The organism is Streptomyces sp. NPDC086147 (genome assembly GCF_040702165.1).
Taxonomy (GTDB): domain Bacteria; phylum Actinomycetota; class Actinomycetes; order Streptomycetales; family Streptomycetaceae; genus Streptomyces.
On the sequence record NZ_JBFBJO010000006.1, the window covers coordinates 216,718 to 239,390 of the forward strand.

25 protein-coding genes and 1 riboswitch are annotated in these 22,673 nt (G+C 74.2%); of the genes, 15 read left to right on the plus strand and 10 right to left on the minus strand.

Annotated elements, in window-relative coordinates; translation table 11 throughout:
• Positions 1-80: 80 nt before the first annotated feature.
• The 6 genes from AB0398_RS16360 (at position 81) to AB0398_RS16385 (ending at position 5,643) form a co-directional block, all read left to right on the plus strand.
• Positions 81-1,043, plus strand: a complete 963-nt coding sequence (locus tag AB0398_RS16360) for an ABC transporter ATP-binding protein (RefSeq protein WP_366375594.1) — start codon at positions 81-83, stop codon at positions 1,041-1,043.
• On the plus strand, positions 1,043-1,759 hold the full coding sequence (locus AB0398_RS16365; RefSeq protein ID WP_366375874.1) for an ABC transporter permease: 717 nt from the start codon (positions 1,043-1,045) through the stop codon (positions 1,757-1,759). Before AB0398_RS16360 ends, AB0398_RS16365 begins: the two co-directional genes overlap by 1 nt.
• Before the next feature lie 35 nt (positions 1,760-1,794).
• Positions 1,795-3,012, plus strand: a complete 1,218-nt coding sequence (locus AB0398_RS16370; RefSeq protein WP_366375876.1) for a histidine kinase — start codon at positions 1,795-1,797, stop codon at positions 3,010-3,012.
• Positions 3,013-3,107: 95 nt separating this feature from the next.
• Positions 3,108-3,740, plus strand: a complete 633-nt coding sequence (locus AB0398_RS16375) for a response regulator transcription factor (RefSeq protein ID WP_366375878.1) — start codon at positions 3,108-3,110, stop codon at positions 3,738-3,740.
• Between the two features lie 208 nt (positions 3,741-3,948).
• Positions 3,949-4,782, plus strand: coding sequence for an alpha/beta hydrolase (locus AB0398_RS16380; RefSeq protein WP_366375596.1), 834 nt, complete (start codon positions 3,949-3,951; stop codon positions 4,780-4,782).
• 9 nt (positions 4,783-4,791) lie between these two features.
• On the plus strand, positions 4,792-5,643 hold the full coding sequence (locus tag AB0398_RS16385; RefSeq protein WP_366375598.1) for a helix-turn-helix domain-containing protein: 852 nt from the start codon (positions 4,792-4,794) through the stop codon (positions 5,641-5,643).
• Between the two features lie 67 nt (positions 5,644-5,710).
• On the opposite strand, the gene AB0398_RS16390 is transcribed toward AB0398_RS16385, so the two are convergent.
• Entirely contained in the window at positions 5,711-7,159 is a 1,449-nt protein-coding gene (locus tag AB0398_RS16390; protein WP_366375600.1) for an MFS transporter, read from the minus strand.
• 208 nt (positions 7,160-7,367) lie between these two features.
• Here AB0398_RS16390 and AB0398_RS16395 point away from each other — a divergent pair, with 208 nt between their 5' ends.
• The 3 genes from AB0398_RS16395 to AB0398_RS16405 all read left to right on the plus strand — a co-directional run bounded on the left by AB0398_RS16395 (position 7,368) and on the right by AB0398_RS16405 (position 9,248).
• Positions 7,368-8,132 (plus strand): hypothetical protein, encoded by a 765-nt coding sequence (locus AB0398_RS16395; protein ID WP_366375601.1) that lies wholly within the window; start codon positions 7,368-7,370, stop codon positions 8,130-8,132.
• Positions 8,133-8,189: 57 nt separating this feature from the next.
• The gene (locus AB0398_RS16400) at positions 8,190-8,771 is read left to right on the plus strand and encodes a hypothetical protein (RefSeq protein ID WP_366375603.1); all 582 of its coding nucleotides are present in this window, start codon (positions 8,190-8,192) and stop codon (positions 8,769-8,771) included.
• Between the two features lie 72 nt (positions 8,772-8,843).
• Positions 8,844-9,248 carry a DUF4259 domain-containing protein gene (locus tag AB0398_RS16405; protein ID WP_366375880.1) on the plus strand — a complete coding sequence of 135 codons (405 nt, stop codon included), beginning with the start codon at positions 8,844-8,846 and terminating at the stop codon, positions 9,246-9,248.
• A 100-nt stretch (positions 9,249-9,348) separates the two neighbouring features.
• Here AB0398_RS16405 and AB0398_RS16410 read toward each other — a convergent pair whose 3' ends face one another.
• A complete protein-coding gene (locus tag AB0398_RS16410) occupies positions 9,349-10,428 on the minus strand; it encodes a helix-turn-helix domain-containing protein (protein WP_366375605.1) in 1,080 nt (359 codons plus the stop codon).
• Positions 10,429-10,480: 52 nt separating this feature from the next.
• On the opposite strand from AB0398_RS16410, the gene AB0398_RS16415 reads away from it, so the two are divergent.
• The gene (locus AB0398_RS16415) at positions 10,481-10,876 is read left to right on the plus strand and encodes a cupin domain-containing protein (RefSeq protein WP_366375607.1); all 396 of its coding nucleotides are present in this window, start codon (positions 10,481-10,483) and stop codon (positions 10,874-10,876) included.
• A 13-nt stretch (positions 10,877-10,889) separates the two neighbouring features.
• On the opposite strand, the gene AB0398_RS16420 is transcribed toward AB0398_RS16415, so the two are convergent.
• Genes AB0398_RS16420 through AB0398_RS16430 form a run of 3 tightly spaced genes read right to left on the minus strand, consistent with a single transcriptional unit; the run spans position 10,890 to position 12,344 of the window.
• Positions 10,890-11,306, minus strand: coding sequence for a hypothetical protein (locus AB0398_RS16420; protein WP_366375609.1), 417 nt, complete (start codon positions 11,304-11,306; stop codon positions 10,890-10,892).
• 20 nt (positions 11,307-11,326) lie between these two features.
• On the minus strand, positions 11,327-11,536 hold the full coding sequence (locus AB0398_RS16425; RefSeq protein ID WP_366375611.1) for a DUF397 domain-containing protein: 210 nt from the start codon (positions 11,534-11,536) through the stop codon (positions 11,327-11,329).
• Positions 11,496-12,344, minus strand: coding sequence for a helix-turn-helix transcriptional regulator (locus AB0398_RS16430; RefSeq protein ID WP_366375613.1), 849 nt, complete (start codon positions 12,342-12,344; stop codon positions 11,496-11,498). Before AB0398_RS16430 ends, AB0398_RS16425 begins: the two co-directional genes overlap by 41 nt.
• An 85-nt stretch (positions 12,345-12,429) precedes the next feature.
• Here AB0398_RS16430 and AB0398_RS16435 point away from each other — a divergent pair, with 85 nt between their 5' ends.
• Both AB0398_RS16435 and AB0398_RS16440 read left to right on the plus strand, forming a co-directional pair.
• Complete coding sequence (locus AB0398_RS16435) at positions 12,430-12,837, plus strand: ATP-binding protein (RefSeq protein ID WP_366375615.1); 408 nt, start codon at positions 12,430-12,432, stop codon at positions 12,835-12,837.
• Positions 12,838-12,883: 46 nt separating this feature from the next.
• Entirely contained in the window at positions 12,884-13,513 is a 630-nt protein-coding gene (locus AB0398_RS16440; RefSeq protein WP_366375617.1) for a class I SAM-dependent methyltransferase, read from the plus strand.
• A 54-nt stretch (positions 13,514-13,567) separates the two neighbouring features.
• Here the strand turns inward: AB0398_RS16440 and AB0398_RS16445 are convergent, their stop codons facing one another.
• Positions 13,568-15,373, minus strand: a complete 1,806-nt coding sequence (locus AB0398_RS16445; protein WP_366375619.1) for a hypothetical protein — start codon at positions 15,371-15,373, stop codon at positions 13,568-13,570.
• A gap of 327 nt (positions 15,374-15,700) precedes the next feature.
• Here AB0398_RS16445 and AB0398_RS16450 point away from each other — a divergent pair, with 327 nt between their 5' ends.
• Positions 15,701-16,579 (plus strand): N-acetylmuramoyl-L-alanine amidase, encoded by an 879-nt coding sequence (locus AB0398_RS16450; RefSeq protein ID WP_366375621.1) that lies wholly within the window; start codon positions 15,701-15,703, stop codon positions 16,577-16,579.
• A gap of 113 nt (positions 16,580-16,692) precedes the next feature.
• A complete protein-coding gene (locus tag AB0398_RS16455) occupies positions 16,693-17,562 on the plus strand; it encodes a DUF5336 domain-containing protein (protein ID WP_366375623.1) in 870 nt (289 codons plus the stop codon).
• Between the two features lie 73 nt (positions 17,563-17,635).
• On the opposite strand, the gene AB0398_RS16460 is transcribed toward AB0398_RS16455, so the two are convergent.
• From AB0398_RS16460 to AB0398_RS16475, 4 genes are all read right to left on the minus strand, one after another.
• Positions 17,636-18,193 (minus strand): hypothetical protein, encoded by a 558-nt coding sequence (locus AB0398_RS16460; RefSeq protein WP_366375625.1) that lies wholly within the window; start codon positions 18,191-18,193, stop codon positions 17,636-17,638.
• Positions 18,194-18,299: 106 nt separating this feature from the next.
• A complete protein-coding gene (locus AB0398_RS16465) occupies positions 18,300-19,400 on the minus strand; it encodes a prenyltransferase (RefSeq protein ID WP_366375627.1) in 1,101 nt (366 codons plus the stop codon).
• Positions 19,397-20,131, minus strand: coding sequence for a class I SAM-dependent methyltransferase (locus AB0398_RS16470; protein ID WP_366375628.1), 735 nt, complete (start codon positions 20,129-20,131; stop codon positions 19,397-19,399). Before AB0398_RS16470 ends, AB0398_RS16465 begins: the two co-directional genes overlap by 4 nt.
• A 73-nt stretch (positions 20,132-20,204) precedes the next feature.
• Positions 20,205-21,572 carry a glycosyltransferase family 4 protein gene (locus AB0398_RS16475; RefSeq protein WP_366375630.1) on the minus strand — a complete coding sequence of 456 codons (1,368 nt, stop codon included), beginning with the start codon at positions 21,570-21,572 and terminating at the stop codon, positions 20,205-20,207.
• Positions 21,573-21,779: 207 nt separating this feature from the next.
• Between AB0398_RS16475 and AB0398_RS16480 the strand changes: the two genes are divergently transcribed.
• Positions 21,780-22,394 (plus strand): TetR family transcriptional regulator, encoded by a 615-nt coding sequence (locus AB0398_RS16480; protein WP_366375632.1) that lies wholly within the window; start codon positions 21,780-21,782, stop codon positions 22,392-22,394.
• A gap of 109 nt (positions 22,395-22,503) precedes the next feature.
• A riboswitch (cobalamin riboswitch) is annotated at positions 22,504-22,582 on the plus strand.
• The last annotated feature ends 91 nt before the right edge of the window (positions 22,583-22,673 follow it).

Here is a 22,673-nt window from a genome sequence, read left to right on the forward strand (position 1 = left end):
GACCCCCAGGACATTTGTCACCGTCGGGCGGGTACACATCGCCCTACCGGGGACTCCTCACTCTCCGTAACGTCGTGGTCATGAAGCAGCAGACGCGAGCGAAGCAGGACCCGGCCGGTGAGTCCGCGATCGTCTTCCGGGGCGCGACCAGGACGTACGGCGCCGTCCGGGCCGCCGACGGACTCGACCTCACCGTCCGGCGGGGCGAGACCGTGGCCCTGCTGGGGCGCAACGGCGCCGGAAAGTCCACCGCCATAGGCCTGCTCCTCGGCCTCGACGAGCCCGACGGCGGGCGGGTCGAGCTCTTCGGTGGGCCCCCGTCCCGGGCCGTCGCGGCCGGGCGGGTCGGGGCGATGCTCCAGGAGGGCCGGCCGGTCCCCCGGGTCACGGTCCGTGAGCTCGTCGGCTTCGTCGCCCGCACCTACCCGGCCCCGATGCCGGTCGCGGAGGCCCTGGCGCTCGCCGGTCTGACCGGCCTCGCCGGCCGCCGCGCGGACCGGCTCTCCGGCGGCCAGGCGCAGCGGGTCCGGTTCGCCGTGGCCCTCGTCGGGAACCCGGAGCTGATCGTGCTGGACGAGCCGACGGCCGCGCTCGACGTCGAGGCCCGGCAGGAGTTCTGGGAGGCGATGCGCGGCTACGCCCGCCGGGGCAACACCGTCCTGTTCTCCACCCATTACCTGGAGGAGGCCGACGCGTACGCGGACCGGATCGTCGTGCTCGACTCCGGCCGGGTCGCCGCCGACGGCACGAGCGAGCAGCTCAAGCGGGCGGTCGGCGGCGGCCTGGTCTCCTTCGGCCTGGCCGGCGGGCCGACCACCTGGCTCGACTCGCTGCCGGGCGTGACCTCGTACGAGATCCGGGGCGACCGCGCCCGGCTGCGTACCGCCGACTCCGACGCGACGGTCCGGGCGCTCGCGGAGCGGGACGCGATCCGGGGCCTGGAGGTCGCCCCGGCCTCCCTGAACGACACCTTCCTCGCCCTCACCCGGAAGCCGGCCGCCATGACGGAGACCGCGCCCACGAGCCTGGAGACCACCCGATGATCACCGCGTACGTACGCCTGGAGGTGCGCCGCACCCTGCGCGACACCGGATTCACGATCTCGACGATCGGCATCCCGGTGATGATGTACCTCCTCTTCACCAACCTCGGCACGGACGACGGCGCGTACCGGACGGCCTCGATGGTCGGCATGGCGGCGTACGGGGCGCTGGGCGCCGCGCTCTCCCTCGGGACCGGGGTCGCCGAGGACAAGTCCACCGGCTGGCTGAGGCAGTTGAGGATCACCCCGATGACGCCCCGGCAGGTGGTGGCGGGGCGGGCCCTGACCGGTTCGGTGGTCGTCCTGCCCGCCATCGCGGGGGTCCTGCTCGCGGGCGGGCTCGCCAACGGGGTGCGGATGGCGGCCTGGCAGTGGGTCGCGGTCGCCGTCACGCTGTGGCTCGGCTCGCTCCCCTTCACGCTGCTCGGCATCGGCAACGGCTACCGGCTCACCGCCCAGACCACCGGCGCCGTGAACGTCGCCTGCAACCTGGGGCTCGCGGTCGTCGGCGGTCTGTGGTTCCCGGTCGTGCTCTTCCCCGACTGGCTCCGGACGCTCTCGGAGTACACGCCGACGAACCGCTTCGCGGAGCTGGGCGTGGCGGTGACGGACGGACGCGCCCCGGGGGCGGCGGCCCTCGCGGTGCTCGCCGGATGGGCGGCGCTGTTCGGCGCGTACGCGGCCGTCTCGTACCGTCGTTCGGCACGGACGGCGTGACGGACGCCGAAGCACGAGGGGACACGGGGGCGGCGATGGAGGTCTGGCGGCGGCGGATGGAGCGGCTGCGCGAGCGGGGGCCGAGCGGGCTCAGCCTGCTCCCCTGGCTCCTCATGGGCCTGGGCGCGCTCTCGCACCTCATCGGCGGCGAGGCGCCGAACCCGTGGATCGGCTGCCTGGGCCTGCTCGCCGTCACCATCCTGTACATCACGATCGTGCTGCGCGCCTTCGACCCGCGCGTCCGGGAGGCGCCGCTGACCTGGTGGCTGCTCGGCGCGCTCGTGGCGCTCACCTTCGGGCTCGCGATCGGCTACGGCCGGGAGTGGCTGCTGCTCTTCCCGCTCCTGGGCCTGGCGGTCGGGGCGGTGGTGCGGCGCGGGAGGCTGCTGCCCCGGATCGCCTTCCCGCTGGTCGCCGGGGTGGTGGTGGTGGCGTTCTGGCGGGACGGCTGGGACTCGTTCGGGGTCGTGTACGGGACGTTCGTCTCGGTGATGGTGACGGCGGCGATCCTCGCCCTGAACGAGACGGTCCGGCAGCTGCGGGCGACCCGGGAGGAGCTGGCGCGGACGGCGGTGGAGAAGGAGCGGCTGCGGTTCTCGCGCGACCTCCACGACCTGCTGGGCCACACGCTCTCGGTGGTCGTGGTGAAGTCGGAGGCCGCCCGGCGGCTCGCCCCGCACGACCTGGACGCGGCGCTGGCGCAGGTCGCGGACATCGAGTCGGTGGGCCGCCAGGCGCTGACGGAGATACGGGAGGCGGTGACCGGCTACCGGGAGGGCAGTCTGGCGGCCGAGCTGGACCGGGCGCGCGACGCGCTCTCCTCGGCGGGCATCGAGCCGGTCGTGCGCCGCTCGGGCCCGCTCCTGGAACCGGCGGCGGAGGCGCTGTTCGGCTGGGTGGTGCGGGAGTCCGTGACGAACGCGGTGCGGCACAGCGGGGCGTCCCGCTGCGTCGTCGAGATCTCCGGCTCGGCCGACCGGGCCCGCCTGACCGTCACCGACGACGGGCGGAGCGGCGGGCCCGGGTCAGGGGCCGCCGGCCCCGCGCACGCCCCCGGCAGCGGTCTGCGCGGCCTGCGCGAGCGGCTCGCGGCGGCGGGCGGCACCCTGGAGTCGGGACCGGTCCCGGGCGGCGGGTTCGGGGTCGTCGCGGAACTCCCCGTGGAACCCGCCGGGTCGGAGCCGGGGACGAGGTCGGGGGCGGAGGCGGAGCCGAGTTCCGGCCCCGGGGAGGCACGGGCCGACCGCTGCTGAGGGACTGACGCGCGCCGACGGCGATCGGGGCGTCCCCGGGGCGTGCCCGCCATGACCCGGTCTCCGCGCGCCCTACCCTGGTTCCCGTGAGCGAGATGCCGAGGGACCACCGCCCGGGAAAGTCCGTGAGAGTCCTGCTCGCCGAGGACCAGGGGATGATGCGCGGGGCGCTGGCCCTGCTGCTCGGCATGGAGCCGGACATCGAAGTGGTCGCGCAGGTCGGGCGGGGCGACGGGATCGTGGACGCGGCGCTGGTGGCGCGGCCGGACGTGGCGCTGCTCGACATCGAGCTGCCGGGGCGTTCGGGCCTCGACGCGGCGGCGGACCTGCGGGACGAGGTGCCGGACTGCCGGGTCCTCATCCTGACGACGTTCGGCCGGCCGGGCTATCTGCGGCGGGCGATGGAGGCGGGGGCGGCCGGGTTCCTGGTGAAGGACGGGCCGGTGGAGGAACTGGCCGAGGCGGTCCGCAAGGTCCTGCGGGGCGAGACGGTCGTCGACCCGGCCCTCGCGGCGGCGGCCCTCGGCGCGGGCCCGAACCCCCTGACGGCCCGCGAACGGGACGCCCTTGCGGCCTCGGTGGACGGCGCGACGATCGCGGACATCGCGGCCGCGCTCCACCTCTCGGAGTCCACGGTCCGCAACTACCTCTCCTCCGCGATCGGCAAGACGGGCACCCGCAACCGCATGGAGGCGGTGAGGGCGGCCCGGCAGCAGGGCTGGCTCTGAGCGGCGCGGGGCACGCGTACGAGGCCGGCGTCCAGCGGCTCCGCGCGGGGCACGCGTACGAGGCCGCGGCATCCAGCGGCTCCGCGCGGACGTGCCTACGGGACCGGCGGGCGGCTCCGCGCGGACATACGTCCAAAGCCGGCGTTCAGCCGCTCCGCGCGGACATACGTACAAGACCGGCGGGCGGCGGTCCGCGCATCCTCCCCCCATGAGCGAACTCACGGGTGAACACGACACCGGGCGCGCCCACGGACTGCACGTGGTCCACGACGGCCCGAGGCAGGCGCCCCCACTGCTGCTGATCCACGGATCGGGGGCCTCGGGCGCCCTGTGGGGCCCCCTGGTCCCCGCGCTCGCCCGCCGCCACCACGTCGTCCGGGTCGACCTCCCGGGCTGCGGCCAGTCCCCGCCCGCGCCGTCCTACGACGTGCCCGCGCAGGTGGACCGGGTGGCGGCGGTCCTTGACGGCCTCGGCCTGCGCGCCGTCGCCGTGGCCGGTCACTCCAGCGGCGGTTACGTCGCCACCGCGCTCGCCGAACGGCGCCCCGACCTGGTGGGGTCGCTCGCGCTGATCGGCTCAGGCCCGGCCCCCGACGCGCTGCTCCCGCAGCCGCTCCTCCTGCGGGCCCTGCTGGCCCCGCCCCTCGGCCCGCTCCTGTGGGCGGGGCGTTCGGACGCGATGATCCGCAGGGGGATCGGCGCGACGGCCGCCCGCCCGGTGGAGATCCCGGACGCCATGGTCGCCGACCTGCGGCGCGGCACGTACCGCACGACCAGGGCGGTGCTGCGGTGCGGCACCGCCTACATCGCCGAACGGAGCGTGCCCGAGCGCCTCGCCGCCCTCGGAGTGCCCCTGCTGGTGGTCTTCGGCGGTGCCGACCCCCGCTGGGAGCCGTCGTCGGCACACCGGTACGAGGCGGTGCCGGGCGCGCGAATCGAGACGCTGCCCGGCGTCGGGCACCTGCCCATGCTCGAAGAACCCGGCGGAACCGCCGCACTGCTGCTGGGCTTCACGGCACCGGGCACGGACACCCCGCCCTAGGCTGGTCCCATGCGGCCGACGGAAGCACCGCTCGACTGGACACGCGTGGACGTCGTGGTCCCGCGCGCCCCGCTCCGGACGCCGGGGGTCGGCATGGCCGGCTTCCGCCACGGCGTCTCCGCGCCCGTGGACATCGCGATGGTCGCGCACCCCGCCGTCACCCTGCTCGTCGACCTGAGCGAGGAGAGGGGGCTCGTCCACCACGGGCGGGACCGGCACGGGCGCGGCAGTGTCGTCGTCGGGCTCCTCCCCGGTGACCTCCGGATGGGCGGCCGGGCCGGCGAGTGCCTCCAGATCCGGCTGGAGCCGGTCGTGGCGGCTTCGGTGTTCGGGGGGTCGGCCGGATCGGGCGGGGCAGTGGTGTCCCTCGCCGACGTCTGGGGCCGTGACGCCGAGCGGTTCGAGGAGGGGCTGCGCGCCGCCGGGTCGTGGGACGAGCGGTTCGCGCTCGCGGCGGACGTCCTCGGCCGGAGGCTCGGTGCCGGCCCCCGGGTCGATCCGGAGGTCGCCCACGCCTGGCGGCGGACGTTCGGCCGCCGGGGGCGGGTGAGGGTCGACGGCCTCGCGGACGAGGTCGGCTGGAGCCGCAAGCGCCTGTCGGTCCGCTTCCGCTCCCAGCTCGGGGTCACGCCCAAGCGGGCCGCCCGGCTGGTGCGGTTCGACCGCGCCGCCCGTCTCCTCGCGGCGGGGCACGCCGCCGCCGACGTCGCCGCCGGGAGCGGTTACGCCGACCAGTCCCATCTCCACCGCGAGGTAGGGGAGTTCACCGGCCTCACGCCCTCGGCGGTGGCCGTCGCGCCGTGGCTCGCGATCGACGACGTCGCCTGGCCTGCGTCGTCGCCCGGTCGCCGCCCGGTGTGATCGGCGGGGTCCCCCGGGGCGTGTCCGTCGGACGGGCCCGGCCATGATCCGCCGCCGGACGGCACCCCTAGCGCTTGGACGCCTCCTTCGGCAGCCACAGCAGCATCAGGAGGGTCGCGCCGAGCAGGACCGACGCCGAGACGCGGAAGGCCGTCGCGTAGCCCGAGGTCAGGGCGGCCGGGTCCGGGATGCCGTGGACCGGGCCGGTGACGGCGGCGGCGACGGTGGAGAGGGTCGCGAGGCCGAGGGCGCCGCCCATGGTGCGGGAGGTGTTGACGAGGCCGGAGACGAGGCCCGCGTCGCCGGGGGCGGCGCTGGAGGTGGCGAGGGTGGCCAGCGGGGTGGTGGCCAGGCCGATGCCGCCCATCATGAGGATGCCGGGGCCCAGGATCGTCGTCAGGAAGGTGCCGTCGACCTGCATCGTGGACTGCCAGGCGAAGCCGGAGGCGGCGACGAGCGCGCCGATGACGGCGACGGTCCGGGCGCCGAGGGCCGGCATCAGGCGGGGCGCGAGCTTGGAGCCCAGGACGACGCTGAGGGAGCTGGGCACGAGCGCGAGACCGGCCTGGAGCGGGGTGTAGCCGAGGACGTTCTGCGCGTACACCGTCATGAAGAACCACATGCCGAAGGAGCTCGAACCGAACAGCAGGATCGCGGTGTTGGCCGCCGACACCGTCCGCGTGCGGAAGATCTTCAGCGGCATCAGGGGGGCCGGCGTGCGGGCCTCGACCGCGACGAAGGCGGCGAGCAGGACGAGCGCGCCGAGGAGCGTCAGGAGGGTCTTCGGGTCGCCCCAGCCCGCCTCCTCGGTCTGGACGATGCCGTACGCGAGGGTGGCGAGCCCGCCGGTGACCAGGATCGCGCCCGGCAGGTCGAGGCGGCGGCCGGTGCCGGGGCGGCTCTCGCGGAGCCAGAGGAGAGCGCCGGTGAGGACGAGCGCGCCTATGGGGACGTTGACGAGGAGGACCCAGCGCCAGGACAGCAGGTCGACGAGGAGGCCGCCGACAAAGCCGCCCGCCGCGCCGCCGGCCGCGCCGACCGCCGTCCAGGTGCCGATGGCCCGGCTCCGGGCGGGCCCGGGGGCGACCGCGCCGGTGACCAGGGTCAGGGTGGCGGGCGACAGGACGGCGGCGCCGAGCCCCTGCACGGCGCGCCCGGCGACGAGCTGCCAGCCCTCCTGCGCGAGGCCGCCCGCGACGGACCCGGCGGTGAACACCACGAGCCCGAGCAGGAACATCGCCTTGCGCCCGTAGAGGTCGGCGGCCCGCCCGCCGAGCAGCATGAACCCGGCGAAGGCGATCGAGTACGCGTTGAGGACCCACTGGAGACCGAGTCCCGAGAGCCCGAGGTCGGCCCGCAGCGACGGCAGCGCCACGTTCACGACGGAGACGTCGAGCACCACGAGGAACTGCCCCGCGCAGGCGACCAGGACGACCGCCCAGGCGCGGGGCGCGGGTGCGGGAGGGACGACGGGGGACGTACTGGTGGCGGAGTCGGTCTGCGGCATGACGGTCATGGTCGCAGAGGCCTTCGGCCCCGTACATACGCCGTGGGTCCTACGGCCGTGGCCCGATCCCGGTCCCGGCCCACGGGACCCGCGTCCGGACCGCCCCGCCACCGTCCGCCCGCATTCCCCCGCGAACGACGGCGTCCGGGGCCGGTAGGGTGGGAATCTTCGGCCGGCGGAAGCCGCCCGGAGTACCGGCAAGGCGGTCCCGACACCGATGGACGTCGACGAGACTCCCCCACGCATCCGCCTCGACCGCGCCCTGGACGGCCTGGCCGTCACCTTCCGCGGCATGACCGCCCGGAGCGACGAGGTCCAGTGCGACTGCCACTGGGGCGGCGAGGAGGAACTGGCGCTCCTGAAGGTCCCGGACGTCGTGCTCGACCCGGACCTCCTGCACCGCACGTGGACGGCTCCCGACTGGAGCGACCAGGGCGCGGTGCTGCGCCGCATCCTGCCCCAGTTCGCCGGGGTGCTCGTCGCCGGCCGGGTGGAGCCCCTGTTCGGCATGCACGAGGTGGGACGGGCGATCGTCCGGGGCGAGTGGTGGCGGTGGCCCGGGCGGCAGGCGGAGGCCGTGCGGGAGTTCCTGCACGCCTGGTGGGCCCACGCCCTCACCGACTCGGACCCCGTCGTCCCCGTCCACGAACTCCTCGCGTTGTGCGCGGAGGCGTCCGGCACGCTCGGCCCGTGGCTCGCGGTCTGGGAGGCGCTCGACGAGGACGTGGCCGACCGGCACCTGGCCGAGGCCGCCGAGCACTGGAACCACGAACTGCTGGGCGACGAACTCCCCTGGCACACCTGGGAGGAGGAGAACGAGGAGCTCTTCCGGACCGAACTCACCGCCTGGTTCGTCCGCCACGCCCCCGTCCGGCTCGGCCCCTCGGGCGTCCACGAGGACCTGCTCCACCGCGTCAGACTCATGGGTCTGACCGGCCCCGCCCGCTGGGAGGACCCCCACTGGCCCGGCCACCGCGCCTGAGCCGGTCCCCCTTGTGACAGCATCGTCGCGGGGACCGGGCCGTACACGGGAGGGAACATGGGCGCGAGCTGGTCGGCACTGTTGATCGCGGTGGTCGGCGTGGCGGGAACGCTGGGAGCCGCGCTCCTGACGCAGGTCCGCGCGGACCGCACCAAACGCATGGAGCTGCAGGCCGCCGCCGACCAGCGGCGCGAGGAACGCGACCACGCCGAGGAGCTGCTCCGGGCGGAGCGGGCCCTGCAAGGGCAGCGCGAGAGCCTGGAGCGCCGGCGCGCCTGCTACATCACGCTGAACACCGCCGCGCGCCAGTACCTGACGGAGATGACCAACCACCTCCACGCACTGGCGCGCGGTGAGGACGTCACCGCGTCCCTGGAGAACCTGGAGGCGGCCAGGGTGGCCTACCGGGAGAGCTACGCGGAGTCCCAGATGATCGTCCCCGACGTCGTCTCGCGCCCCGCCAGCGCGGCCAAGACGCGCTTGAACGCGGCCTACGGAAAGCTCAGGAAGTACGCGGCCGACCCCGCCGCCCACGCGGCCGAACTGGGGACGATGGAGGCCGAACTCCACCAGGACGTCTGGCCCTACGTGGGCGCGATGAAGAAGGCGATGCGCGCCGACCTGGGCGTCGAGGACTGAGCGGACCGCCCGTTGTCAGTGGGGGCTGCCACGATCGTCACGAACCCGGACGACGGAGAGAGCGAGTACGCCATGGGCACCTGGGACATCGGCCCCTTCGACAACGACACCGCCGCCGACTTCTCCTACCGGGTGGACGAGGCACCGGTGGAGAGGAAGGCGGAGGTGTTGCGCGGTGCCTTCCGGGAGGTGGTCGGCACCGGTGGCGCGTACCTGGACGCGGACGTGGCGGTGGAGGCGATCGCCTCGGCGGCCCTGCTCGCGGCGCAGTGCCCCGGCGGGGAGCCGGTCACGACGTCGTACGGCCCGAAGGAGCCCCTGCCCGTCCTCCCGGCCGAGCTCCGTCCGGAGGCCGTGGCGGCCCTGGACCGTGTGCTCGTCGAGCCTTCCGAGCTGCTGGAGTTGTGGGAGGAGTCGGACGGGGAGGAGTGGAAGGCGGGGGTACGGGGGCTGCGGGCGGTTCTGGCGGGAGCGTGAGGGCCGGCCGGCCCCCGTGCTCGGCCGTCGGGCGCACCGCGTGACTCCGGCCCCGCCATGCCGGCGGCGGCCTCCGCGACCCGCCCGGCAGACCCGCCGCTCATGCGGCCCCCTCGTCGCGTTCGTGCCCGGTGCGGCCGCGCGTGGCCGGCCGGACCCGTGCCCCGGTCACTCCGGACGGGAGCGGGACGGGCCCGTAGCGGTGGCGGTACTCCGTCGGCGTGAGGCCCGTCTCGCGCCGCATCAGGGTCCGCAGGTTCGCCGCCGTGCCCAGGCCGCTCCCCCGCGCGACCGCGTCGAGACGGACCTCGCCCCGTTCGATCAACCGGCAGGCCAGGGCGACCCGTTCGCCCGTCAGCCACGCCAGTGGCGTCGTGCCCAGTTCCGACCGGAAGCGGCGGTGCAGGGTCGCCGGGCTGACGGCGGCCCGGTCCGCCAGGTCCGCGACGGCCAGCGGCCGGTCGAGCCGCTCCTGCGCCCACGCGAGGACCGGCGCGAGCGACGCGTCGGGCACGTCCGGTACGGGGCGCTCGACGAACTGCTTCTGTCCGCCGTCCCGGTGGGCCGCGAAGACCAGGCGCCGACTGACCGCGTTCGCGGTCTCCGCGCCGTGGTCGCGCCGGACGACGTGCAGCCCGAGGTCGAGCGCCGCCGAGCTCCCCGCCGCCGTCAGGACGTCCCCGTCGTCCACGAACAGCACGTCCTCCTCGAACCGTACTGCCGGGAACCGCCGCCGGAAGGAGTCCGCCCACTGCCAGTGCGCGGTGGCCCGCCGCCCGTCGAGCACCCCCGCCTCCGCGAGCGTGAAGGCCCCGCTGCAGAAGCCGACCAGCCGGGCCCCGCGCGCGTGCGCCCGCCGTACCGCGTCGAGCACGTCCGGGCGGCGCGGCATCTCCACGTCGGGCCGGTTCGGCACGATCACCGTGTCCGCCCCGTCCGCCGCCTCCAGCCCGGCGACCCCGGTGAGGGTGAAGAAGCCGTCCCGCATGAGGGTGTCCGGATCCGGCGAGCAGAGCCGGAAGTCGTACAGCAGCTCCCGCCCCTCCCCCAGCTCCGGCCTGCGCAGCCCGAAGACCTCCGTGGCACAGCCGAGCTCGAAGGGGTTGGAGTGCGCGTCGACGATCACGACGACCCGGTGGAGCGGCGTGGCCGGACGCGGCTGCGAGGATCCTTGCGGCATGTGCGATTCCCAGCACTCGCGCCGGGACCGCGCCACGGCCGAGGATCGGTCCATGACCGCCGAACCCCTCTCCCTCGCCACCGCCCTGGCCTCCTTCGACGCCCTCTGGAGCCCTCGCGTCGCCACCCGCGTCAACGACTACGACGTCCGCGTGGCGAAGGTCCGGGGCGAGCACGTCTGGCACGCCCACGACGACACCGACGAGTTCTTCCTCGTCCTCGACGGCGAGCTGCGCATCGCCCTGCGCGAGCCCGCCGGCGAGCGCACGGTCCGCCTCCCCCGCGGCTCCGTCTTCACCGTCCCGCGCGGCACCGAGCACCGCCCGTCCTCCCCCGACGGCGCCTCGATCCTCATGTTCGAGCCCACGGGCACGTCCACGGTCGGCGACCGCCACGACGAGGTCCCGTCCCACGTCGACGCGACGACGGGGCATGCCCTGGACCTCTGACGCCGGGCGCCTCTCAGCGGGACCCGCGCCGCCGACGCATGACCGTGAGCACCACGCTCGTGACGGTCGCGGCGACGGCGGTCCCTCCGAGAACCAGGAGCCCCGGGTTGACCCACCACGGGACGATCTCCATGCCCCGGCACACCAGGCTGACGGGAAGTGCGCTGCTGTGGTCCGGATAGGTCTTCATCCCCGCCTTGAAGTAGCAGGCGTCTTCCGGGAAGAGGAACGGCATGTACGAGAGGCCGTAGAGGTGCAGTGCGCCGCCCGCGAGGTACGCGAGCGCGGCGATCCAGGCGGCCTTCTTGGCAGCGGTACGAGCGGGGCGGGGCGCCCAGAGCCAGGGCGGTTCGTCGCCCCTGCGGGCCCGGACGAGGCCCGCGTACGTGATCCCCGCCCAGGTCGGTAGCGCCAGGGCGAGGATCACCATTCCTATGAGGGTCGCCACGGTCAGCGGCCGAGACGCCCCTCGGCGGCGGCGCCCACGAAGGCCGCGAAGGCGGCCGGGGCGGCGAGGAAGGCGGGGCCTTCGGGGTTCTTGGAGTCGCGCACGGCGACGTGGGCGGTGAGGTCGGCGACCTCGACGCACTCGCCGCCGTTGTCGCCGCTGTACGAGGACTTACGCCAGCGGGCGCCCGTCAGATTCTGGTCGGTCCCCATATCGTTCCTCCATGACGCGGGTGATCAGTTGGACCGACTTCTCCACCGAGAGAGCGGCGGCCCGTAGATGATCGTAACGGAGTGACCCCTCCCTGAACGCGGCTGAATCGGCGGTCATATGGCCCTGGACGAAGTCCTCGGTATAGACAAGGTCCGGGTCGTCCTCGAAGCGCAGCAGGGTGAAGGAGCCCATCAGGCCCGCGTGCGCTCCAGAATCGAACGGGAGGATCTGGATCTTCACCCACTCCCTCTCCTGCATGCGTAACAGGTGGGCGAGTTGTTCTCGCATCACCTCGCGCCCGCCGATCTCCTGGTGCAGTACCGCCTCGCTCAGGATGACCCAGAGCAGGGGCGGAGTTTCGCGGTCCAGGATGCGCTGCCGATCGATGCGGGCCGCGACCTTGGCGTCGAGGCCGTCCTCGGTCCTGGCACCCAGGACCGCTCGGGCGTACGCGTCCGTCTGGAGCAGGCCGTACACCACCTGGTCCTGGAAAGTGCAGAGGTACGTCGCCCGCGCCTCCATGTCCGCGTACGGCTGGAACCACGCGGGCAACTGGCTCTTCAGCACCAGCCCCACAAGCCGTGAGAACGTCCCGCCCGTCATCAACGCCGCGTCGAGTTGTTCCGAGAACCGCCGCGTCGGGACCTTCTTCGCCGTCTCTATCTGGCCGATCAGCGAGCCCGTGCAGTAGACGACGTCACCGAGTTGCGACTGGTTCAGTCCTGCCTCCTCCCTCAGACGGCGTAATTCCGCTCCGTAGTAGTCCAGCGGCGAGGCGCTGGGATCGAGGTTGCGGATGTTGACCACGGCGAGGTCACCCCCCAGATCGACGCGACGAGGCGTTGTGTTCGGGCCGTAGCCGAGCGTAACGAAGCGGGACCATCCTGGGGGCATGAATCAGGCAACAGACCTCTACCCTGCGGAACTTGCGTCGAGTTACCGCATGGGCTTCACCGTCGGTGAGCACTCCGCCGGTCACATGCGCCGCATCCTGCACATGTTCCTCACGCGCTGGGAACTCGTCCGATTGTCCGACTCCGCGACCCTCGCGCTCACCGAGCTGGTCGCGAACGTCGTCCGGCACGTGCCGGGCCGCCGGTGTTCCGTGCTGATCCTGCGGGAGCCGTACGGGCTGCGGGTGGAGGTGGCGGACGGGGTGCCCGGGACCGTGGTCGCGAAGGCGGGCGGGGAGCTGGACGAGGGCGGGCGGGGGCTCGTCCTGGTGGAGGCCGTGACGGACCGGTGGGGGGTCGAGGAGCGGGCCGGCGGGAAGACGGTGTGGTTCGAGTGCGACGCGTAGGGCACGATGGGCGCCCGTACCGCCGTACTCGCCAGTAGGAGCCACCATGTCCGAGCCCAGCCCCGAGATCCTTGCCGCCTTCGAGGCCGCGAAGGGCTTCATGCCCGTCGGGGAGGGGCTCGCGCTGTACGGGGCTGCCACCGAGGCCGCGAAGCTGGGGCTGCCGCTCCTGGAGGTCGGGACGTACTGCGGGCGGTCCACGGTCCTGCTCGCGGACGCGGCCCGGCGGGCGGGGACGGTCGCGGTCACCGTGGACCACCACCGGGGCAGCGAGGAGCAGCAGCCCGGGTGGGAGTACCACGACCCGACCGTGGTGGACCCCGAGGTGGGGCTCATGGACACCCTGCCGACCTTCCGGCGGACCCTGCGCAAAGCGGGCCTGGAGGAGCACGTGATCGCGGTCGTCGGGCGCTCCCCGCAGGTGGCGAAGGTGTGGGCCGGGCAGCTCGGCCTCGTGTTCGTCGACGGCGGGCACACCGACGAGCACGCCGTGAACGACTACGAGGGCTGGGCCCCCAAGGTCACCCCCGGCGGTCTGCTCGTCATCCACGACGTCTTCCCGGATCCGGAGGACGGCGGCCAGGCCCCGTACCGGATCTACCTCCGCGCCCTGGAGTCGGGCGACTTCGAGGAGGTCTCGGTGACCGACTCGCTGCGGGTGCTGCGCCGCCGCTGAGGCGGGAACGGGCGACGGCCGCCCCTCGTGGAAGAAGGGCGGCCGCCGGGTGCCTCAGAAACCGGACGTCACGTACAGGCAGTTCGTGTAGCTGTAGTTCGGCTCGATCTTCGTCTTGCTGATCTTGGTGTCCCCGACCGTCGTCGTGCCCGTGCCGGCCCGCTTCTGGAGGAAGTGGTAGGTGCCGGCGGGCAGCAGCAGCGTCGCCTTGGGGTACTTCGAGGACGGGCCGGTGCACGCCTTGATCTTCTTCGGGTCCAGGAAGACCGAGCTCGGGTACTTCGTGCAGGTCGCGCACGCGTTCAGCGTGACCTTGCCGGTCGTCGGTCCCGTGTAGAGCAGCTCGACCGAGCCGGGGCCGTCGTTGCTCACCACCATGACCATCCGGCTGCCGCCGGGGGCCGCCGCCGGGGGCAGGCCCTTGCCCGCCTCGGGCTCCTCGTCCGCTATCTCGGCCGCGATGGCGATCGAGCGCGCGTGCGCGGCCTTCGGGCTGTTCGGGTGGTCCTTGGCGAACTGGGTCATCGTCGTGGCCGCGTCGTCGAACTCCTTGGCGCGGAACTGCGAGGTCCCGCAGGCGAAGTCGCCCTTCTCGACGGCCGCCGCGGTCTCCCGCGCGGCCTGCGCGAAGACGGCGTCCGGCAGCGCGTCCACGGAGCCGCGGAGCGTGCGCAGTTCGACGACGGTCCCGCAGGGCGCGCCGCCGCCGTCGACGGCGGCCGACCGCGTCTTGATGGCCTCGCGGACGGCGGGCTCGACGCGGGTCGCCTGGGCCGACTTCGGGAAGGTGTCGAGGAGTTCGTTCAGGCTCACCTCGGCGGCCGGTTCGGCGGACTGCACGCCGAGCGCGGCCGTCCCGCACCCGTAGAGCGACTCGGCCAGCGGCTCGTCCGCCTTGGCCGGCCGGGTGCCGAGGAGGTCCTTGTCGACCGTCCCGGCCAGGCCCCGCAGGTGCTTGAGCGGCGCGACCGCCTTGCAGTGGTCCTTCTTCGCGTACGGGGCGGAGAGCTGCGCGTAGTACGCGTCGAGGCGCGCGGGGACCAGCTTCCCGGCCCGCGAGCCCGCGTGCTTCGTGCCGAGGTCCTGGTAGGTGGCGAGCGCCAGGCGGTAGAGGGGCTCGGCCCGCTCGAAGAGGAGCCCCTCGCCGGACTTCACCCGCTCGTCGGCGACGGTGAGGCGGGCGAGCAGGGCCTCCTCCCTCGCCTCCTCGCGGGCCGCGCCGTACGCGAGGGAGCCTCCGGCGGGCACGGCGAGCAGCACCAGGGCGAGCGGCAGCGCCAGGCGCCGGAGGGCCGCGCCGGTCCGGAGGGTCGCGCGCAGCCCGCGCCGGAAGCCGTCGGCCGCGGCGACGAGCAGCAGGACGCCGTACCCGACGAGGACGCCGACGGGCACGCCGTCGACGTCGGCGGGCAGCGCGACCACCAGGAGGGCGGCGGTGGCGAGCCAGCAGAGCGCGGCGCCGACCCAGTGGCGCAGGAGCACGTATCCCAGGCCGAGGCCGGAGAGGTTGAGCAGGGCGATCGCGGCGGCCTGCGCCGGGTTCGCCGGGCCGGGCGGCTGCGCGGGCGGCCCGTCCCCGGGCGGCGGGCCGTACCCAGGAGGTCCGTAGCCCGGCGGTCCGTAGCCCGGCGGCGGCCCGTAGCCGGGCGCGGTCGCGGGGCCGGACCGGGGGTATCCGTATCCGGGCGCGGCGGCGCCCGCGCCGACGGGCACCGCGCCGGAGGGCTCGCCGGAAGCCCGGTCGGAGCCCTGCCCGGAGGCCGCCGGGGGCGGGCCGAAGGCGAGCGTGGGCGTGGCGGGCGGCTGCGCCGGCGGGGGCGGAGCGGCCGGGGTCTCCGGGGTCCGGTCCGCCGGGGGCACCGGGGCCCAGGGCGGCGCCTCCGGCGCCGGAGCCGTACGCGGGTCCGGAGCGCTCCGGCCCCGGTCCTGGTTCTGGTTCGAGCGGTCTAAGGCGTCCCCTCCCGGGATCCTGTCGGCCGGCTCGGGACGTGCGTCGTTCGGTTCTTCCCCCACCACGGTCCCCCTCGTGGGTCCATGCGCGGTGGCACCCCACCGTCGCCTCTCATGACTACCCTTCACCGTCCCGGCACACGCGTCCACCGTTCTTCCCCGGCGGTGACCAACCCGGTACGTAGCCGGTGCGGGCCCCTGCGGGATTTCGCCCCGCGCAAGGCCTAAAGTCGCGGGGTGCCGAACGACCACCGGAAGACCGCCCGCCGTCCCCTCGCCCTCGTCCTCGCCGCCACGGGCTGCTGCGCCGCGCTCGCCGGGTGCGGTGCCACCCCGGACCCGGCCGGCCCGCCGTCCGGGAAGGGCCCGGAGCAGTCGGCGACCCGGAGCACCCCGCAGCCGAGCCGCACTCCCTCCACAGCCCCCTCGGTGCCGGAGAACCGTTCCCTCGCCGGGCGGACCGTCGTCGTCGACCCCGGTCACAACCCCGGGAACTTCCGGCACTCCGAGGAGATCGACCAGAAGGTGAACATCGGGACGAACCGCAAGGAGTGCGACACCACGGGCACGTCGACGAACGACGGGTACACCGAGGCCTCCTTCACCCTGGACGTCTCGCACCGGCTGCGGGACCTGCTCACCGCGCGCGGGGCGAAGGTGGTGTTCACCCACGACGCCGACCGTCCCTGGGGCCCGTGCATCGACGAGCGGGCGCGGATCGGCAACGAGGCGCGCGCCGACGCCGTCGTCTCCGTCCACGCGGACGGTTCGGCCGCCGGGCACCGCGGATTCCATGTGATCCTCCCCGCACGCGTGCGGGAGGGCGCCGCCGACACCGCGAAGATCGTCGGCCCCTCCCGTGAGCTGGGCGAACGGATCGCGGACCGGTTCGCCCGCGCCACCGGCACCGCGCCCGCCAACTACCTCGGCGGAGGTACGGGGTTGGACGTACGGGATGATCTCGGCGGACTCAATCTCTCAACCGTCCCCAAGGTGTTCGTCGAATGCGGCAATATGCGTGATCCGAAGGACGCGCAGCTCCTCGCGTCGGCGGTGTGGCGGCAGAAAGCGGCGCAGGGGATCGCGGACGGCATCGCCACCTACCTCCGGGGGTAGAACCGGCGGGCGATAGATTCTCCGTACGAGGGGGCCGCCCCCCTGCCATGACTTGAGCGCCACCCGTCGCGACGACGACCGACGCGACGACGACCCGACGAAGGACTTCTCACGTGAATATCCGCTCCCTCACCCGAGGCGATGGCGTGCTGATCGGCGCAGCGGTGGTGCTGTTCATCGCCTCGTTCCTCGGCATTTCGAGCTGCGACGGCCCGGCGTCGATCTGCGACCAGATCGACAGCCCGAACTCGTGGGAGGCGTCGCCGCTCGGCTGGGGCTCCTTCTTCCTGGGCATCGTCGGCGCCGCCCTCGTCGTCGCCTCCCGCGCCCTGCCGCAGCAGCGCAAGGTGGCGGGTCTGGAGCTCGGTCAGGTCGGTGCCGCGTTCACCATCGCCTCCGCGTGGACCCTGCTCATGTGGATCTTCGAGGCGACCAACGCCGGCGCCGGTCTGATCCTCGGCCTGATCGCCTCCCTGGTCCTCGCCGCCGCCGCGGTCGCCGGTCCGCTGGTCCCGGCCCTCCAGGCCCCGCTGGTGGGTGCGCCGCGTCCGCAGACCCCGCAGCCGTACGGCATGCAGCCGGGCCAGCCCGGCCCGCAGGGCGTCCCCGGCGGTTACGGCTACCCGGGCGCGCAGCAGCAGCCCTACGGGGGCGCGCACGACGCCTCGCACGGCACCGGCCACCCGTTCGGCGCGCAGGCCCCCGCCCCGCAGTCCCAGCCGCAGGCCCAGCCGCAGGCCCCGAAGCAGCCCGAGCCGCAGCAGGCCCCGGCGCAGCCGGCCTCGGACTTCGCCCCGTTCTGGTTCGCGGTCCCGGTCGCCCGTCCGCTGTACGCGGAGGACGGCGGACAGGCCCCGATCGCCGAGCTGGCGCCCGGCACCTGGTACCTGGCGGTCGAGCAGCGCGGCCAGGCCCTGGTGGCGCAGACGCAGGACGGGCGCCGCGGCGTCCTCCAGGACACCACCGGCATCCAGCGCGGCTGACCGGTCCCGCACGCGGCGCGCGGCCCCCGTCCGGATCCTCGGTCCGGACGGGGGCCGTCGTCGTTCCCGGGGCTCAGCCCCCGAGCTGGGACGTGCTGGGCACCTGGTCCTTGACCTCCGCGCCCGCGCTCCTGCCCGCCTCCTTGACGCTGTTGATCACGCTCTCGAAGGCGCCGACGTCCCCCTCGCCCACCTCGCCCTTGCGGAACTTGGTGCCGAGGTCCTTGAGCGAGTCGATCCCGGCGGTGAGCGGCGCGACCGCCTTGGAGAGCAGCGGGTCGCCCTTGGCGTTCTCCGTCGCCGCCTTGAGCCGGTTGTAGGCGAAGGCGCCCGCGAGACCGGCCTTCACCAGGGCGAAGGTGCGCCCGTCCGCGCCCTTCTTGAACGTGCCCGCCCGGTACGGCTTCACGATCCACTGGTACGTGGCGCCCGCGGCCAGACCGGCGTTGGCGACGAACCGGGTCTTGGCCAGCTTCTGCCGCTCGGCGCTGCCCGACGGGGCCGGGGACGCCGAGGGGTTCGCGGAGGCGCTCGCGCTCTGCCCGCCGTCGTCGCCGCAGGCGGCGGTGGTCAGGAGCAGGGCGCAGCACAGCGGCAGCGCCACGGCTCCGCGCGTAAGGGTTCCGGGCACGGCAGGACCTCCCTGGGGGCTGTGGCGCCAGCCTCGCCCCGGGCCCGTACGGGCGCCACCGGGGCGACTCCGTACGGGTACCGGTCCTTCGGGTCCTTCGGGCCCCTCAGGGGGTGAGGTCCCCGCAGCAGTCCGGTTCGAGGCCGGACGGGAGGCGTTCGCCGCCGAAGACGGCGACCGTGGCCTCCTCGCCGCCGAGCGCGGCCACCGCGAGCAGCAGGGACCCGGCGGTCCAGCTCGTCTGCTCCTCGGGCCACATCGCCTTGTCGGCGTCCGTGTCGCCCTCGAAGACGTACCCCGTCCAGTACATGCCGTTCGCGGCCCGCAGGTGCTGGATGTCCTGGAGGATGGTGAGGGCCCGGTCGGACTCCCCCACCGCCCAGAGGGCGAGGGCGAGTTCGCAGCTCTCGCCGCCGGTGACCCACGGGTTGGGGAGCACACAGCGGACACCGAGGCCGGGCACGACGAACGCGTCCCAGGACGCGTCGATCCGGGCCCGCGCCTCCTCGCCGGTGACGGCGCCGCCGAGGACCGGGTAGTACCAGTCCATCGAGTAGCGGGACTTGTCGAGGAAGCGCTCGGGGTGGCGGCGGATCGCGTGGCCGAGGGCCCCGGCCGCCAGCTCCCAGTCCGGCTGCGGTTCCTCGCGGGCCTCTGCGACGGCGAGGGCGCAGCGCAGGGCCTGGTGGATCGAGGAGCTGCCGGTGAGGAGGGCGTCGGCGACGGGCTCGCCGGACGGCTCGCGCTTCCAGCCGATCTGGCCGCCGGGCTGCTGGAGTCCGAGGACGAACTCGACGGCCGCGTAGACGACGGGCCACATCCGGTCGAGGAAGGCGTCGTCGCCGGTGGACAGGTGGTGGTGCCAGACGCCGACCGCTATGTACGCGACGAAGTTGGTCTCCCGGCTCCGGTCGGTGATCCGCTCCGGGTCGCCGTCGTGGTAGGCGGCGTACCAGGAGCCGTCGGCGTTCTGGTGCCGGGCGAGCCACTCGTAGGCGCGGGCGGCGGCGGCATGCTCGCCGGCCGCGTCCAGGGCCATGGCGGCCTCGATGTGGTCCCAGGGGTCGAGGTGGTGGCCGCGGAACCAGGGGATCGCACCGTCCTCGCGCTGGACGGCGAGTATCCCGGCGACGGTCTCGGCGGCCTGCTCGGCGGTGAGCACCCCGGGCAGGACGAGGTGCTCGGCGATCCGCTCGGGGCTCGTCACTCGGCATCGGCCTTCGGGAGGTGCGGCTTGGTCGCGTAGGCCACGAAGCTCTTGCCGACGACCGGGTTGAGGAGCTGCTCGGCGACCCGGGTCAGGGCGGGCTTCTTCATGATGTCCCAGACCAGGAGCTTGTGGTACGCCCGGACCGGCAGCGCCTTGTCGTTGTCGACTCCGAAAGCGCACTTGAGCCACCAGTACGGCGAGTGCAGCGCGTGCGCGTGGTGGGTGCCGTACGGCCTGAGGCCGGCCTGCCGGATCTTGCCGAGGAGTTCGTCGGCCTTGTAGATGCGGATGTGGCCGCCCTCGACCTCGTGGTACGCGTCGGAGAGCGTCCAGCAGACCTTCTCGGGGCCGTAGCGGGGGACGGTGACGGCGATCCGGCCGCCCGGCTTGAGGACGCGGACCATCTCGGCGAGGACGCCCTTGTCGTCCGGGATGTGCTCCATGACCTCGGAGATGATGACGACGTCGAAGGACTCGTCGGGGAAGGGCAGGTTGAGGGCGTCGCCCTCCATCGCGGTCGCGGTGGCGCCGGCCGGGGCCTCCCCGGCCTCCTTCATGGCCGCGAACCACTTGGCGACCTCGCGGATCTCCTCGGCGTTCTGGTCGAGGGCCACCACCCGGGCGCCGCGCCGGTAGCACTCGAAGGCGTGCCGGCCCGCACCGCAGCCCAGGTCGAGCACGCGGTCGCCGGGGGCGAGCGGGAAGCGGGTGAAGTCGACGGTCAGCACGAGGGCCTGCCTTCGCGGTCGGGACGGGGGCGGTGCGGGTGGAGGTCGTACGGTTCGGGCGCGTGCGCGGTGGTCACCGGCGGGGGCCCGGGGAGGCGGCGCCCCGGCGGGCGATCGCCTCGCGGTACAGCTCGGCCGTGCCCAGGGCCGCGCGGGCCCAGGTGAAGCGGTCCAGGACCCGGTCCCGTCCGGCGGCGCCGAGCCGGGCGCGCAGCTCCGGGTCGCCGAGGACCCGGCTGAGGGCGGCGGCGAGCGCGCCGGCGTCGCCGGGCGGCACCGCGAGGCAGGTCTCGCCGTCGGGGCCCGCGACCTCGGGGATCGCGCCGCCGGTGGTGGCGACGAGCGGGGTGCCGGTGGCCATGGCCTCGGCGGCGGGCAGCGAGAACCCCTCGTACAGCGAGGGCACGCAGGAGACCTGGGCGGAGCGGACGAGGTCGACGAGCTCGGCGTCGCTGATGCCCTTGACGAACTCGACGGCGCCTTCGAGGCCGTACCGCTCGATGGCCCGGGCCACGGGGCCGTCCTCGGCGCGCTTGCCGACGACGACGAGGTGCGCGTCGGGGTTCTCGGTGCGGAGCTTGGCGAGCGCCTCGATCAGGTGGATCAGGCCCTTGAGGGGGACGTCGGCGCTGGAGGTGGTGACGATCCGGCCGGGGACCTCGGCGACCGAGGGGTCCGGGGACCAGAGGTCGGTGTCGGCGCCGATGTGGACGACCCGGACGCGGTCCTCGCGCACGCCGAGGTGCTCGACGATCTCCTGGCGGGAGGTGCCGGAGACGGTGAGCACGGACGGCAGGCGGCGGGCGACCCGCTTCTGCATCGTGGTGAAGGCGTACCAGCGGCGGACCGAGAGGCGGCGCTTCCAGCCGTCGGCGGCGTCGAGTTCGAGGCCGCGGTCGACGGTGATGGGGTGGTGGATCGTGGTGACGAGGGGCGCGCCGAGCGCGCGCGGGCCGCCGAGGAGCCCGTACCCGAGGGTCTGGTTGTCGTGGACGACGTCGAAGTCGCCGCGGCGGGCGGCGAGCATGCGCCGGGCCCGCAGGGAGAAGGTGAGCGGCTCGGGGAAGCCGCCGGTCCACATGGTGGCGACTTCCAGGGCGTCGATCCAGTCGCGGTACTCGTCGCGCTTCGGGGTCCGGAAGGGGTCCGGGGAGCGGTAGAGGTCGAGGCTGGAGATCTCGGTGAGCGGCACGCCCTCGTCGAGCGTGGGGTACGGCTGGGAGCCGATGACCTCGACGGTGTGGCCGAGGCGGGCGAGCTCGCGGGAGAGGTGCCGGACGTAGACGCCCTGGCCCCCGCAGAAGGGGTTCCCCTTGTACGTGAGGAGAGCGATCCGCAACGTGGAGGTCTCCCCTGTTCGGGCACGGCCGAGAACTCGGGGGCTGTCACCGGGGTCGGTGACGGCCTGTCGGGGGCCTGTCTCTACGGCCTCGGCGGTCATGCGCGGCCCCCTTCGAGCGTGCGTTTCGCCGGAGCGTAACCGCTGGCGTTAATCTAGAACAAGTTACAGACTCGGCCGTCGTCAGGTCGTCCGGGAAGGACAGAATCTACCGGCAGGTAGCACCGCGGTGAGATCCGGAGCGGGTGATTCGCGCCACGGCGGCGCCGCCGCCATACTGTCGCTCCCCACCGCACGGAACGGGACCCCATGACCGCAGACAACAGGGCGGACCACGGCGCCGCCGCGCCCCTCACGGAGCGCCAGGAGGCGCGGCGGCGGCGCATCCTGGACGCCAGCACGCGGCTCGCGTCGCGGGGCGGGTTCGACGCCGTGCAGATGCGGGAGGTCGCCGAGGAGGCGGGCGTGGCCCTGGGCACGCTGTACCGCTACTTCCCGTCGAAGATCCACCTGCTCGTCGCGGTGATGCAGGACCAGCTCCGGCACCTGCACACGACGCTGCGCAGGCGGCCCCCGGCGGGCGCGGACCCGGCGGAGCGGGTCGCGGAGACCCTGATGCGGGCCTTCCGGGCGCTCCAGCGGGAGCCGCAGCTCGCCGACGCGATGGTGCGGGCGCTGATCTTCGCGGACCGGGGGGTGAGCGCCGAGGTGGACGAGGTCTCCCGGCTGACGACCGCGATCGTCCTGGACGCGATGGGGACGGGGCACCCGACGCCGGCCCAGCGCTCGGCGGTCCGGGTGATCGAGCACACCTGGCACTCGGCGCTGATCACCTGGCTGTCGGGGCGGTCCTCGATCGCCCAGGTGAAGATCGACATCGAGACGGTGTGCGGGTTGATCGGGACGCCGGCGCCCGCCGGGTGACGGGACGCCGGTCGCCCGCCCGCACGGACCGGTGCGAGGCCGCTCACACCCTCCGTGAGCAGCGCGTACGGGCCGGTACAGTAAGCGGGTCGTCATCATGCCCGTACGGGGGGAAACCGGTGGAAATCCGGTACTGACCCGCAGCCGTGTACCCGCCTTCTCCCCGAAGGCGGCGAGTCGGAATGCCCCGGACGGGACGTGACCGCCGGCACCGTCGAGGAACACGGAGCCGGAGCCCGGTGCCCGAGGCGTGCCGTGCCCGGCCGCAGGAGAGGGCCC